A 13,758-nucleotide genomic window follows, 5' to 3' on the forward strand; every position below is an offset into this window, starting at 1 on the left:
AGCTTCACCGCGATCCGCTTGAGCACGCCCGACATCTGCACGAACGCGCCGCAGTCCTGCGTCGCCTCGACCAGATTGGCGGCCGTCACCAGCGGCAGCCCGGTGATGTCCGCGAGATGACGGCGCGCCGACTCGGCGTATCCGGCGGGCGCGTTGAGGCCGGTGCCGATGGCCGTGGCACCCAGGTTGATCTCATGGATCAACTCGACCGCCTCGGAGAGTCGGGACCGGTCCTCCTCGATCATCACGGCGTACGCGGAGAACTCCTGGCCGAGCGTCATGGGGACCGCGTCCTGCAACTGGGTACGGCCCATCTTGAGCACGTCGCGGAACTCGACCGCCTTGCGGGCGAACGAGTCCTGGAGGACCGCCATCGCCTTGAGCAGTCCCCGTACCGCGAACACCGTCGCGATCTTGACCGCGGTCGGGTAGACGTCGTTGGTGGACTGGCCGAGGTTGACGTCCTCGTTCGGGTGCAGGAACTCGTACTGCCCCTTGGCGTGGCCGAGGAGTTCCAGCGCCCGGTTGGCGACGACCTCGTTGGCGTTCATGTTCGTCGACGTGCCCGCACCGCCTTGCACGACGTCGACGACGAACTGCTCGTGCAGCTTGCCGTCGCGGATCTCGCGGCAGGCGGCGATGATCGCCGCCGCCTTCTCGGGGGCGAGCAGGCCCAGTTCCTCGTTCGCGCGGGCGGCGGCCTCCTTCACCGCGGCCAGCGCCTCGATCAGATGCGGGTACGCGGAGATCGGCATGCCGGTGATCGGGAAGTTCTCCGTGGCGCGCAGGGTGTGGACACCCCAGTACGCGTCGGCGGGAACGTCCCGGTCGCCGAGCAGGTCGTGTTCGCTGCGGGTGACTGCGGCGGTCATCGCGGTACGGGTCCTCTTCTTTGAGGTGGATCAGACGTACGAGGTGCTTCGGGCGTACGACGTGCTTGGGCCGTACGAGGTGCTCAAGGCGTACGACGTGGTCAGACGTACGAGGAGGGGGTGAGGGGGTCCAGGGCGCGGGCCGGGCGGACGTGGCCGACCACGTCGCCGCCGCCGAGCAGCGGGGCGCCCGCGAACTCGGCGAGGGCGACCGGGTCGACGCCGACGCGGGCGAGGGCCGCCGCCGTGACGGGGACCCGGGCCCGGTCGGCGCCGTCGGCGATCTTCACGGCGACGGCGCGGCCGTCCGGGAGGGCCGCGACCTGGACGCCCTCGAAGCCGTCCTTGCTGAGCAGTCCGGGCACGGCACGCATCAGCGCGGCCACGTCGCGCCCGGCGCCGGAGGCCATCTCGGCGTGGTCGCGCATCGCGTCGGCGACCTGACGCTCGGGGGTGCCCTCGGCGGCGGTGGTGATCCGGGCGAGGGCACGGGCCAGCCCGTGCAGGGAGACGGAGAACAGGGGGGCGCCGCAGCCGTCGACGGTCACCCGGGCGATGGCCTGCCCGGTGAGGTCCTCGACGATCTCGGCGATGGCCTGCTGCAAGGGGTGCGCGGGGTCGACGTAGTCGTCGATGGACCAGCCGTTGAGCTTGCACGTGTAGAGCATGGCGGCGTGCTTGCCGGAGCAGTTCTGCGCCAGCCGGGAGGGCCGGCGCCCGTCCCGGATCCACGCGTCGCGCACGGCGGGGCCGTACGGCATGTCCGCGACGTTGCGCAGGTCGTCCTCCGTGGCGCCGGCCAGCTCCAGGATGCGCCGGGCTCCGGCGAGGTGGCGTTCCTCGCCGGAGTGGCTGGCCGCGGTCAGCGACAGCAATGCGCCGTCCAGGGGCAGCCCGGCGCGCAGCATGGCCACGGCCTGGACCGGCTTGAGCGCCGACCGGGGGTAGAACGCCGCCTCGATGTCACCGAGTTGGAGTTCCACCTCCCCGTCGGCACCCAGCACCACGACGGAGCCGTAGTGGATGCCCTCGATGACCCCACCGCGTACGAGGTGGGCGACGGGGGCGTGGAGCGGCTCCCGGATCGCGGGGGCCGCGGCCACCGGAGCCGCGGGGGTACCCGGGGCGCCGGTGGTCGTGGGGTGGTACGTCACTGCCTGGTTCACGCATCCGCTCCGGTCGACTTCCGGGCGACCCGGCCGCGTATGCCGTACCAGCCCGCCACGAGCGCGCCCACGATCAGCGGGACGCACAGCACCGTCGTGCGGCCCGCGCCGCCGTCGGCGTACATGAGGACCAGCACGGACGCGAGGAAGAAGAGCGTCACGAGTTCGGTCCAGGGGGAACCCGGGAGCTGGTAGCTCGGCCGGGTCAGTTCGCCCTTCTTGGTCTTCTGCCAGAAGAGCAGGTGGCAGATCATGATCATGCCCCAGGTGGAGATGATGCCGATGGCGGCGAAGTTGAGCACGATCTCGAACGCCTCGGCGGGGACCACGAAGTTGAGGCCGACGCCCAGGACGCAGATGCCGCTGGTGAGCAGGATGCCGCCGTAGGGGACCTGGCTGCGGCTCATCACGCCGGTGAACTTCGGGGCGGAGCCGGACATCGCCATCGAGCGCAGGATGCGGCCGGTGGAGTACAGGCCCGAGTTGAGGGAGGACATCGCCGCGGTGAGGACGACCAGGTTCATGATGCCGCCGGCCGCGGGGACCCCGATGTTGGAGAGCACCGTCACGAAGGGGCTCTCGCCGGCCTTGTACGAGGACCAGGGCAGCAGCATCGAGAGCAGGACGACGGAGCCGACGTAGAACAGGCCGACACGCCACATGATCGAGTTGATCGCCTTGGGCATGATCTTCTCGGGGTTCTCGGTCTCGCCGGCGGCGACGCCGACCAGCTCGACGGAGGCGTAGGCGAAGACGACGCCCTGGATGATCAGCAGCATCGGCAGGATGCCGTTGGGGAAGACACCGCCGTTGTCGGTGATCAGGGCGGGGCCGGGGTTGTGACCGTCGACGGGCTGCTGGGTGACCAGCAGGAAGATGCCGATGCACATGAAGACGACGAGCGCGCCGACCTTGATGATCGCGAACCAGAACTCCAGTTCGCCGAACATCTTCACCGAGATCAGGTTCACGGTGAGGACCACCGCGAGCGCGATGAGCGCGATCACCCACTGCGGTACGTCCGAGAACATGCCCCAGTAGTGGGTGTAGACGGCGACCGCGGTGATGTCGGCGATACCGGTGGTGGCCCAGTTCAGGAAGTACATCCAGCCCGCCGTGTACGCGCCCTTCTCGCCGAGGAACTCCCGGGCGTAGGACACGAAGGCGCCGGACGAGGGCCGGTACAGGACCAGTTCGCCGAGGGCGCGGACGACGAGGAACGCGAAGACGCCGCAGACGGCGTACGCGATGAACAGGGAGGGGCCGGCGTCGGCCAGTCGGCCGCCGGCGCCGAGGAAGAGGCCGGTGCCGATGGCACCGCCGATGGCGATCATGTTGACGTGCCGGGCCTTGAGGGACTTGCTGTAGCCCTCGTCGCCCGCGTCGACATGGGGTGCGGCCGGTGTGCGCGTCTCTTCTTTGAGGTGCTGCTCGCTCACGCCTCGGGTCCGCCTTCCGTGGAACTGGTCGTGCGTGGGGACCGCACGATGTCGGTGAGGGTGGTCTCGACGCGGTCGAGGTGGTGGGACATGGCCTCCACCGCGTCGTGTTCGGAACCGTCGATCAGTGCCTCGACGATGGCCCGGTGCTCCCTGTTGGACTGCTCGCGACGGCCGCCCAGTTCGTTGAGGAAGGCCGACTGACGCGCCAGTGCGTCCCGGATCTCCTCGATGACCCGGCGGAACACCGGGTTCTGGGCGGCCTCCGCCACGGCCAGATGGAACAGCGTGTCCATCGCGACCCAGGCGGTGGTGTCGGTCTCCCGTTCCATCCGGTCCAGGAGGTGCGCCAGGTGGTCCAGGTTCTCCGGGGTACGGCGGACCGCCGCGTAGCCGGCGACCGGGATCTCCACGTGCCGACGCACTTCCAGCAGGTCGCTCGCCGCGTAGTCGCCGAAGGTGGGGTCCTCGACGGCGTTCGCGATCACGAAGGTGCCCTTGCCGGTGCGGGACTGGGTCAGTCCCATCACCTGGAGGGCGCGCAGTGCCTCACGGAGCACCGGGCGGCTCACTTCGAGCTGCCGGCACAGCTCCGCCTCGGAGGGGAGCTTGTCACCGATGGCGTACTCGCCGCGCTCGATGGCGCCGCGAAGGTGGGTGAGCACCGCTTCCATGGCGCTGACGCGCCGGGGTGCCGAGCCACCTGTCTGGCTGTCTGACAGGTTCACGGGGGTGATCCTGCGGGTGACGGGACGGGGCTGTCAAGGGGTGACCGGTTCGATCTTGGCGCTGGTCGGACGGTGGATCACCCTCCGACGGTCGGGCGCCGGGGCCGTCGTCAGCTGAGGCCACCCGCCGCGAGCAGCCCGAACAGCAGCACACCGACGACGATCCGGTACGCCACGAAGACGTTGAGGGAGTTGTGGGTCACGAACCTCAACAGCCAGGCCACCGAGGCGTATGCGACCGCGAACGAGACGGCCGTTCCCACGAGGAGCGGCGCGGCGCCCACACCGGCCCCGAGGGCGTCCTTCAGCTCATAGAGCCCGGCGCCGGTCAGGGCCGGGATGCCGAGGAAGAAGGAGAGCCGGGTGGCGGCGACCCGGTCCAGGTCGAGCAGCAGCGCGGTGGACAGGGTGGCACCCGAGCGGGAGAAGCCGGGGAACAGCAAAGCGAGGATCTGCGAACCGCCGACCAGCATCGCGTCCCGGAAGGAGGTGTCGCCCTCCCCGCGCTTGTGCCGTCCCACCCGCTCCGCGGCCCACATGACCGCGCTGCCGCCGATCAGCGACCCGGCCACCACCCACAGCGAGGCGAGCGGCCCCTCGATCAGCGGCCGGGCGAGCAGCCCGACGAGCACGATGGGGACGGTCGCGGCGATCACCCACCAGGCGAACCGGTAGTCGCGCTGCTGCCGCTCCCCCGCGTCGAACAGTCCCCGGATCCAGGCGCCGGAGATCCGCGCGATGTCCTTGCGGAAGTACACGAGCACCGCGGCGATGGCGCCGACCTGGATGACCGCGGAGAACCCGACGACCGCGCGGTCCTCGACCTGGATCCCCATGAGCCCCTCGGTGATCTTCAGATGGCCCGTGGAGGACACCGGCAGGAACTCGGTCACCCCTTCCACCGCTCCGAGGACGACGGCCTGACCGACGGTGATGGCGCTCATGTGGTCCAGTTCTGCTCAGCGGAGGACGCGACGACAGGCAGTGTCGTACTACAGCCGGGTAAGGGCCCTGAACAGCTGGACGAGTGCGCCGCGGCTCATTTCCAGAGGGCCTCGGCCAGTGCCACGCCGGCGAAGGCCGCGCCCAGCCCCGCCGCGACGCTTCCGATCACGTACAGGGCGGCGTGCAGGCGGGCGCCGTCCTGGGCGAGCCGCAGGGTCTCGTAGGAGAAGGTCGAGTACGTGGTGAGCGCCCCGCAGAGTCCGGTGCCGAGGAAAAGTCGCAGGTCGGAGCCGGCGGCGCCGGCGGCCACGGCACCGGTGAGCACACCGAGGACCAGGGAGCCGACGACATTGACGGTGAAGGTGCCCCAGGGGAAGACCGTGTCGTGCCGGGACTGCACGGCCCGGTCGGTGAGATAGCGCAGCGGTGCGCCGACCATGCCGCCGACGACGACCAGCACCCAGTTCACGACGTTCTCTTACCTTCCTCATGTGTTCCGGCGGGGGCGGCCGGGGCGACGACCTCGCATGCGTCGAGCGTCACCAGCCCGTCGGGGACCAGGTCCGCCAGTTCCGGAAGAAAGGCCCGCACGCGTTCCTCGGTGTCCACGACGACCACCGCGACGGGCAGTTCCTCGCTGAGCGACAGCAGTCGTGAGGTGTGGACGATCGAGGAGGCGCCGAAGCCCTCGATGCCCCGGAACACGCTCGCGCCGGCGAGGCCCGCCATGTGCGCCCGGTGCACGATCTCGCTGTAGAGCGGCCTGTGGTGCCAGGTGTCCTGCTCACCGATCAGGACGGTCAGGCGCAGGGCCGGCCCGGTGAGCCGGGGCCGCGTCCGGTGGTCCGCCGTGTCAGGGGTCATCGTCGCCTCCGTGCCAGGGTCAGGCGTGCCGTGGTGGCCGCGAGCCAGACCGCCGCGAGGGCGGCCAGGAGGGTCGCGGCGAGATAGGCGAGGGCGGTGCGGGGGTGGCCCTCGCCGACCAGGTTCCGGATGTCGACGGCGTAGGTCGAGAAGGTGGTGAAGCCGCCGAGCACACCGGTGCCGAAGAAGGGCCGGACCAGGCGGTGGGCCGCCCACACGTCGGTGATCACGACCATGAAGAGGCCGATGACGAAGCAGCCGACGACGTTCACCCAGAACGTGGTCCAGGGGAAGCCGGTGGGCTCGGTGGGCCAGAGCTGGGACGCGCCGTAGCGGGCCGCAGCGCCGATGCCGCCGCCGACGGCGACCACCGCGACGACGGGCCCCTGGCCGTGCCACGGGGACGGCCGGCGGGCGGGGGTCCGCGGAGTGGCCGGGGCCTCGGCGGCTTCGGCCCTGTCCGAGTGCGGGACTGTCATGTGCGTACGTCTCCTACTCGCGTCCGCACCGCCGCGCCGCCCGGCGGATCGCGGCTGGTCGACAGCGTAACGCGGGGGCCGGACGGCGGCTCAGTCGCCCGCCCCCGGCAGCTCGCACACCGCGACGCCGCGTTCCCACAGGCTGCCCAGGACGAGGCGGCCGTCGGCCACGCAGGCACTGGTGACCATGCGGAACCGGGAGTGGCGGTCGACGGCCGTGTGGACGATCCCGCCCCGATCGTCGACGGTGACGACCCCGGCGAAGCCGAGGGGGCGGTACGGCGCCCGCACCGCGACCCGGCTCACGGCCCGGCGCACGGCGGGTCGAGCGCGGTGGAGCAGGTCGAGCGCGGCGATGCGCGGCCCGGCGAGCGCCACCCGGATCAGCCCGTCGGGGCCGCGCCACATGTTGTCGGGCGAGCCCGGCAGGTCCTCGACGAACGGTTCGGCGGTGCCCGCCCTCGGTCCGGTGAGCCGGTGGCGGAGGAGCCGGCGGGTGCCGGTCTCGGCGACCACGAGGAACGACTCGTCGGCGGAGGGGGCGAGGCCGTTGGCGAACTGCAACCCGTCGAGAACCACCTCGGGCTCCTTCTCCCCCGGTGCGAGGCGCAGCAGCCGCCCGGTCCCCGTGTGTTCGACGATGTCGCCGATCCACCGGTCGAGGGGGTGGCGGCGGGTGGAGACCGTGAAGTAGACCGTCCCGTCGGTGAGGGCCACCACATTGCTGCAGAACCGCAGCCGCTCGCCGCCCGCCTCGTCGGCGAGGACGCGAACGGTGCCGTCGCCGGTGGTGACCCGCAGCAGGCCCCGCTCGGCATCGCACACCAACAGGTCGCCGTCGGGCAGGAGTTCGAGGCCGAGCGGCCTGCCGCCGGTGTCGGCGATCGTCTCGACGCGGGCCCGCCCCGGTTCGGCGAAGCCCTCCAGCCTGAGGACCCGGCCGTCCTCGACGCCGGTCAGCACCCGACCCCGGTCGTCGGCGACGACGTCCTCGGGTCCGCGTCCGCCGATCCCGACGAACGCGCGCGGTACGAGGCCGGTGTTCCGTTCGTGCGCGGTACGCGTCGTGCCCGCCATGTCGCCTCCCGGTGGTCGTCCGGTCGTGGTGGACCGGTCGTGGTCGTCCGGTCGTGGTGGTCCTCGGGTCGGTGGCCCATCCTCGCAGGCTGCCGCTCCCGTGTCCGCGACCTCGGGTTAGGTTGGGCCCCACCGATCGGAGAGGTTGTGCCGTGCCCGCTCGCCCCCGCCTGCTGTACGTGACGGATCTGGCCTACCCGGCCCGCGGCCGGCGCTACGGCGACGAGGACGTCTTCCTCACGTCGCGGTTGCGCGCGGAGTTCGACCTCGCCCTGTGCCACCCCCTGGACGCGGCGGCCCTCATGGACGGCTTCGACGCCGTCGTGGTGCGCAACAGCGGGCCCGTGCTGCACTACCGGCGGGAGTACGACGCCTTCCGCGAGCGGGCGGCGGCGAGCGGCACCCCGGTCTACAACCCGCTGACCGGCCGGGGCGACATGGACGGCAAGCAGTATCTGCTCGACCTCACACGGGCCGGGTTCCCGGTGATCCCCACCGTCGACCGGCCCGAGGACCTCGGCCGGCTGTCCGAGGCCGACGTCTATGTGGCGAAGCCGAGGGCCGGCGCCGACTCGATCGGCCTGCGCTTCGTGACCGGCGCCGAACTGGCGGATCTGACCTGGGACGACGTGCTGGTGCAGCCGCGTGTCGACTTCCGCTACGAGGTGTCCTTCTACTACGTAGACGACACCTTCCAGTACGCCCTTCACGCCCCCGACCCTGAGCGGCGCTGGGTCCTGGAGCCTTATGCGCCCAAGGAGGCCGACCTGGCCTTCGCCCGGCGGTTCATCGACTGGAACACCCTCGACCACGGCATCCAGCGGGTGGACGCGTGCCGGACCCCGGAGGGCGATCTGCTGCTGGTCGAGTTGGAGGACCTCAACCCGTATCTGTCCCTGGACCGCGTCCCCGAGTCCACCAGGGACGCCTTCGTCGAGGCCATGGCCGGCTCCCTGCGCGGTTTCCTGCGCGCCGCCGATCACTGAACGGCCGGAGGGGCCGTACGCCGAGACGCTGGGCGTTCTCCGTCGGGCGATGGTGCTGCCGACCGGTCCGGGGTGGCCCGCAGCCGACGTCCAGGTGAACTCGCGACCCGCGCAGAACCGCGTCGTGCCACAACCGTGTAACTGCGGCTCCGCGGTGCAACTCCCGCCCCACCCCGTCGGTCGAACCCGGTGTGTCGCACACCTGCGCCGCGGCGGAACCGGTGCCGCCCGGCGCGACTCCTCCAGTCCCGACCGAACTCGGAGTTGACTCGTGCCCAGGAAGTCCCTGCCCACACGGCTTGTCGCCACCGCCGCCCTCCTGCTCACCGCAGGCGTCCTGTCCGCACCCACCGCCGCGGCAAAGCCCTCGGGCGCCTCTGCCGACGACGCCTACGTGCTGAACGTGAGCACCAACCCGACCAGCACCGGCTACGACAGACGCCGCGTCGACGTCACCGGCACCGTCACCAAGGCCGACGGCACCCCGGCGCCCCACATCCCCGTCACCGTCCAGGAGGTCATCCGCTTCACCACCTGGAATCCGTGGGGCGACCCGATCGACCCCAACTACTACGAGCCGCGCGACCTGGGCAAGCCGGTCACCGACGCCAACGGCAAGTTCACCATCCGCAACGTGAACATCGACCACGTGTCCGGCAGCAGCCTGCTCAACGCCCAGCGCAACGTGGACATCACGGCCTTCTACGACGAGGACGGTGACCTCAACACCCCGCAGGACGGCTACTACGCCGACCCCAGCGTGACAGCCAAGGCCAAGTCCAGTTCCGTCAGTTACAAGGTCAACAAGAAGAAGGTGAAGGCGGGCGACATCCTCACCGTTCAGGGCAAGGTCACCCTCCCCAAGGGGGTCGAACCCGGGGGCACCGAAGTCTTCCTGCAGACCAACTGGGAGAGCGAGTACGACGTGAGGACGACCACCGAGGACGACGGCTTCTTCGTGATGTCCGTGCGCGTCTCGGGCTACGACGACACGTTCGCGCTGCGCACGGCTCCGAGGGACTTCTACGTGGCGGGCGCGCACCAGACGCTCCCGATCATCAACACCTCGCTGCCTCGTCCGTAGCGCTCCAGAAAACGACGGGTCACCACCGTGCGCGGTGGTGACCCGTCGCCGGGGCCTACGGGCCCGTTTCCGAAAGCGCTATGACCATCTGTTCATCAGCCCTCAAGGTGACTGGCTGACTGAACATCGCCCTGAGGACGCGGAGTGCTCAGGACCGGCGCTCTGCACCTACCGGGCCTTTCCGGCCGTCAGTTGAAGACGTCCAGGAGGTCTGTCCAGGAGCCGTCGTCGTCCGCTGGGCGGGCCCGCATCGGACGCGGCTGCGGGTAGTTCTCCGCGGCCGCCCTCGCGCGGACGATGTCCGGTCCGCCGCACGCCTCGACCGCGAAGGCGCCGAAGACCTTGGCGAACGCGGCCGGGTCGCGAAACTCCACGCCGAACGCCCGGCCGTCCTGCAACGGCACCCACACCACCCGGTCCAACCGTGGCCATTCCAGCACCGGCTGGTCGTCCGCGGTCGACCGGCCCTCCAGCCACAGCCTCGCCACGTGCAGCAGGTTCACCTTCTCCATCGGCAGCCGCTTACGCCTCACCCGCAGTTCACGCGTCGTCAGCACGACCCGCTGGTCCTTCTTCGGATACCAGACCACGCCGACCCCGAACGGCACCCACAGCAAGACCCCGATCATCGGCCATACCAGAGCGTCGCCCCACGACCGGAACAGTCCGCCGTCCAACAGGTACAGGGCCCCGAAGACCAGCACCCACTTCATCGTCATCCGCCAGAACCCGGTCCCCTGCCGGTAGAGGACCCGCCGCTTCGTCGTCATCGCCATACCCGCACGCTATCCACCTCCCCACGGCCGCCGACAAAGCCGGCTCCCCGTCGAAGCCCCTCAGCTCGGCGGTGAGCCCGCGCCCTCCGCACCTCGCGACGGACAACCGTGGAGGCGGTTACTCTCCCCCCTCCCCGTGGCCGTCTGCGTATCCCTTACGCCGCTTGCCTCCGCATCGTCTTCGTGGTGACCGCGATCCCGGCCACCACGGCCGCCAGCAGGGTGCCGGCGACGGCGGTCGCGATGGCGCCGGTGTTCAGGTGCAGGCTCACGTCGGACGAGGTGGTCTCGGAGAGGCCGGCCGCCATGCCCGCCAGCGGGGCCAGCGTCACCAGCACACCGAGCGCGGCGCCGAGGGCGACGACCAGGGCCGTCTCGCCCGCCGAGATCAGCAGCAGTTGGCGGACGGTGCCACCGGCGGTCCTCATCGCCTCGAAGTCGCGGCGCCGGCCGTGGGCGGCCATGGCCATGCTGTTGACCACGGCGATGACGCTGTAGCCGACGGCGAGCACGATGAGCATGGAGGCGAGGCTGTCGGTGAGCTCGGCGTCGGTGTTGTAGTCGGCCAGCGCGTACTCGGCGGCGTCGTGCAGCGCGGTGCCGGGGACGGCGTCGGTGGCCTTGGCGTCACCGGGGACGAAGATGTCGTCGGTGAGCGCGGCCGGGTCATGGACCCGGACCAGACCTCGGGCGACCACGAAGTCACCGCGAGCCGGGTCGTCGGGCAGGACCGCCCCGACGCGCAGAGTCACGACTTTGCCGTCGGCGAACCGGACCGAGACGTTCTGGTCCTTCTTCAGACCCAGGGCCCCGGCGGTGCTCTCGCCGAGGACGGCCTCGCCCGGCTTGCTCCACCGAGGGTCCCGGCTGCCCAGGACGTCCAGGACGGTGGCGTCGGCCGTGTTCTCGGCCTGCTCCGCGTTCTCGTCGGTCTCGCTGTCCTTCAGCACGAAGGCGCGGGTCGGCAGGGCGGCCTTGCCCACCGGGTTGGCGGCGACGACCTCGTCGGTGTTCCCGGGCGTGCCGTCCGGGGTGACGATCGTCTGACCCGAGACCTTCAGGGCCTCGCCCGCCGGGTACGCCACCCGCATGGTCTCCACCATGCCGCTGAGCAGGACCGTGAAGCCGACGGCGGCGATCACGGGCGCCACCAGGGAGGCGGCACGGCGCGGGTTGGCGACCAGTTCCGCTCGAATGAGGACCGGGCCCGCGGAGCCGCCGCGCTGGAACGGGGCGGTCAGGAACCGGACGACGGGCCCGATGAACACGGGGGTCAGCACAGCGGCCGCGACGATCAGCGTCATGGTGGCGAAGATCGCCATGTTGATGCGGTTGTCGGCACTGGAGGTGGCGGTGCCGATGGCGAGGAGTACACCGGTACCGAGGACCGCGAGACCGGCGATCCAACGGCCCCGCCCCATGACCTCGTTGGCGGAGCGGCTGTCCAGGAGGGCCTCGATGGGGGCGACCCGGGCGGCCCTGCGGCCGGCGGTCCAGGCACCGATCACACTGACACCGACACCGATCACGGAGGCCGTGAGCAACGGCCAGGCGGTGACGGTGACTTCCATGCCGGGCGGGGCCACCCCCAGACCGTCGAGGAGGGAGTGCAGCAGCGGGGCGGTGGCCACGCCGGCCGCGCAGCCGCCGATCGAGCCGAGCAGGCCGACCACCACGGCCTCGCCGATGATCACGCGCTTGACCTGCTGGGGTGCGGCACCGATGGTGCGCAGCAGGCCGATCTCGCGGCGCCGCATCCCGGTCGCCAGGACCAGCACGGAGGCGACCACGAACACCGTGGTGAACAGGCCGAGGACGGCCATGGCGCTGATGAGCTGCACGCCCAGGAAGCGCTTGTGCTCGATGTACTGCGGCTGCAGCTCGGACCGGCCGTCGCCGGAGACCACCTCACCCTTGTCGCCGAGCACCTTCTTCGCGGCGGTGACGATCGCGCCGGTGTCGGCTCCCTCCTCGGCGACCAGCGCGATGGCGCGGACACCGGGCTGCTGCCGCGCGGCGAACGCCTCACTGAAGTAGTAGCCGGGGCCGTCCGTGGTGCCGACGACGGTGAACTGCCGTCGGCCTTGAGTGATGTTGACGGTCAGGTCGCTGCCCACGGCCGCGCCCAGGGCGTGATCCACCACGATCTCGTCCGCGGCGCTCGGGGCGCGGCCGGAGACCAGCTTGTAGGGCGCCGTCCGCGCGCTGCCCCAGCCGTGTCCGGACTCCAGGGCGCCCTCGTCGGTGACGGGTGTGCCGTGCTTGATCGCCTGGGCGTAGAAGGAGCGGTCCACGACGGCGTCGGCCACGCCCGGGACCTTGTCGAGTCCGGCCACCAGCGGCTCGGCCTCGGCCTTGCTCCACGGCATCCGGTCCTCGGGGCTGCCGTCGGCGTCGACGGCCCGCTGGGGCAGGGCCAGGGCGGCGGTGCCGGTGTAGCGGGGCTGGACCTCGGGCCGGGCGGAGTCGTAGACGACCAGGGTGGTCGTGATCAGGGCGACGCCGACCAGGAGGGCGACGAAGGCTCCGAGGAAAGCGGACCAGCGTTCGCGTACGTTCGCGAGGATCAGCATCACGCCTCCAGCCGGGTCATGTGGGCGGCGATCGCGGCGGCGTTGTCGCCGCCGGAGTGACGGTCGAGCGGAATGCGGTCGACGATTTGCCCGTCCTTGAGGAAGACCACGACGTCGGCCATGGACGCCGCCACCGGGTCGTGCGTGACCATCAAGGTGGTCTGGCCCTCCCGGTCGACCAGCGTCCGCATCATCCGGAGCACATCGCGGGAGGTGACGGTGTCCAGGGCGCCGGTCGGCTCGTCCGCGAAGAGGACGTCGGGGCGGGTGACGAGGGCCCGGGCGAGGGCGACGCGCTGCTGTTGACCGCCGGAGAGTTCACTGGGTCGATGCCCGGCGCGTTCGGCCAGACCGACCGCGGCGAGGGCGTGCGCGACCTGCTCGCGGCTGACCCTGCGGCCGGCGAACCGGGACGGCAGCTCGACGTTCTGCGCCGCCGTCAGGGACTCCACCAGATTGAAGGCCTGGAAGACGAATCCGACGTGGTCACGGCGGAGTCGGGTCCGCTCCCTCTCGTTCTGCCGACCGATGTCCACGCCGGCGAGGACGATCCGGCCGTCGGTCGGCTGCTCGAGCCCGGCCGCGCACTGCAGCAGGGTCGACTTCCCGGATCCGGAGGGGCCCATGATGGCGGTGAAGGAGCCGCGCGGAAAGCCGATGGACACGCCGTCCAGGGCGGTCACCTGGCGTCCACCGATGCCGTGGACCTTGCGCACACCGTGGAGTTCGACCGTGTCCTGCACGGGGGTTCGCCTCATTGTCGTCATGC

At 71.0% G+C, this 13,758-nt stretch carries 14 protein-coding genes; 2 read left to right on the plus strand and 12 right to left on the minus strand.

Annotation, left to right across the window (positions count from 1 at the left end):
* From AOK23_RS21100 to AOK23_RS21140, 9 genes are all read right to left on the minus strand, one after another.
* Positions 1 to 872: lyase family protein (locus AOK23_RS21100; RefSeq protein WP_240496481.1), on the minus strand; the 872-nt coding region annotated here is incomplete at its 3' end.
* A 101-nt stretch (positions 873 to 973) separates the two neighbouring features.
* Complete coding sequence (locus AOK23_RS21105; protein ID WP_055714274.1) at positions 974 to 2,026, minus strand: asparaginase; 1,053 nt, start codon at positions 2,024 to 2,026, stop codon at positions 974 to 976.
* Between the two features lie 8 nt (positions 2,027 to 2,034).
* The gene (locus tag AOK23_RS21110) at positions 2,035 to 3,477 is read right to left on the minus strand and encodes an amino acid permease (RefSeq protein WP_055520787.1); all 1,443 of its coding nucleotides are present in this window, start codon (positions 3,475 to 3,477) and stop codon (positions 2,035 to 2,037) included.
* Positions 3,474 to 4,151, minus strand: coding sequence for a FadR/GntR family transcriptional regulator (locus tag AOK23_RS21115; RefSeq protein ID WP_055714253.1), 678 nt, complete (start codon positions 4,149 to 4,151; stop codon positions 3,474 to 3,476). The genes AOK23_RS21110 and AOK23_RS21115 overlap by 4 nt, the downstream gene beginning before the upstream one ends.
* 164 nt (positions 4,152 to 4,315) lie before the next feature.
* Positions 4,316 to 5,149: an undecaprenyl-diphosphate phosphatase gene (locus tag AOK23_RS21120; RefSeq protein WP_055714254.1), complete on the minus strand. Its 834-nt coding sequence runs from the start codon at positions 5,147 to 5,149 to the stop codon at positions 4,316 to 4,318.
* Positions 5,150 to 5,244: 95 nt separating this feature from the next.
* Positions 5,245 to 5,619, minus strand: coding sequence for a fluoride efflux transporter CrcB (gene crcB, locus AOK23_RS21125; protein ID WP_055714255.1), 375 nt, complete (start codon positions 5,617 to 5,619; stop codon positions 5,245 to 5,247).
* Positions 5,616 to 6,014: a DUF190 domain-containing protein gene (locus AOK23_RS21130; RefSeq protein ID WP_055714256.1), complete on the minus strand. Its 399-nt coding sequence runs from the start codon at positions 6,012 to 6,014 to the stop codon at positions 5,616 to 5,618. Before AOK23_RS21130 ends, crcB (AOK23_RS21125) begins: the two co-directional genes overlap by 4 nt.
* A complete protein-coding gene (crcB, locus tag AOK23_RS21135) occupies positions 6,011 to 6,493 on the minus strand; it encodes a fluoride efflux transporter CrcB (protein ID WP_055714257.1) in 483 nt (160 codons plus the stop codon). Before crcB (AOK23_RS21135) ends, AOK23_RS21130 begins: the two co-directional genes overlap by 4 nt.
* 90 nt (positions 6,494 to 6,583) lie before the next feature.
* Positions 6,584 to 7,570: an SMP-30/gluconolactonase/LRE family protein gene (locus AOK23_RS21140; RefSeq protein WP_055714258.1), complete on the minus strand. Its 987-nt coding sequence runs from the start codon at positions 7,568 to 7,570 to the stop codon at positions 6,584 to 6,586.
* A 152-nt stretch (positions 7,571 to 7,722) separates the two neighbouring features.
* Here AOK23_RS21140 and AOK23_RS21145 point away from each other — a divergent pair, with 152 nt between their 5' ends.
* A complete protein-coding gene (locus AOK23_RS21145) occupies positions 7,723 to 8,556 on the plus strand; it encodes an ATP-grasp domain-containing protein (RefSeq protein WP_055714259.1) in 834 nt (277 codons plus the stop codon).
* 271 nt (positions 8,557 to 8,827) lie between these two features.
* Positions 8,828 to 9,640 (plus strand): hypothetical protein, encoded by an 813-nt coding sequence (locus AOK23_RS21150; RefSeq protein ID WP_055714260.1) that lies wholly within the window; start codon positions 8,828 to 8,830, stop codon positions 9,638 to 9,640.
* Between the two features lie 188 nt (positions 9,641 to 9,828).
* Here the strand turns inward: AOK23_RS21150 and AOK23_RS21155 are convergent, their stop codons facing one another.
* The 3 genes from AOK23_RS21155 to AOK23_RS21165 form a co-directional block, all read right to left on the minus strand.
* On the minus strand, positions 9,829 to 10,416 hold the full coding sequence (locus AOK23_RS21155) for a hypothetical protein (protein WP_055714261.1): 588 nt from the start codon (positions 10,414 to 10,416) through the stop codon (positions 9,829 to 9,831).
* A 155-nt stretch (positions 10,417 to 10,571) separates the two neighbouring features.
* Complete coding sequence (locus AOK23_RS21160; RefSeq protein ID WP_055714262.1) at positions 10,572 to 12,989, minus strand: ABC transporter permease; 2,418 nt, start codon at positions 12,987 to 12,989, stop codon at positions 10,572 to 10,574.
* The gene (locus AOK23_RS21165; protein WP_240496482.1) at positions 12,989 to 13,756 is read right to left on the minus strand and encodes an ABC transporter ATP-binding protein; all 768 of its coding nucleotides are present in this window, start codon (positions 13,754 to 13,756) and stop codon (positions 12,989 to 12,991) included. The genes AOK23_RS21160 and AOK23_RS21165 overlap by 1 nt, the downstream gene beginning before the upstream one ends.
* Between the last annotated feature and the right edge of the window lie 2 nt (positions 13,757 to 13,758).

Origin of the sequence: Streptomyces torulosus, assembly GCF_001419765.1 — a bacterium.
GTDB lineage: Bacteria > Actinomycetota > Actinomycetes > Streptomycetales > Streptomycetaceae > Streptomyces > Streptomyces torulosus.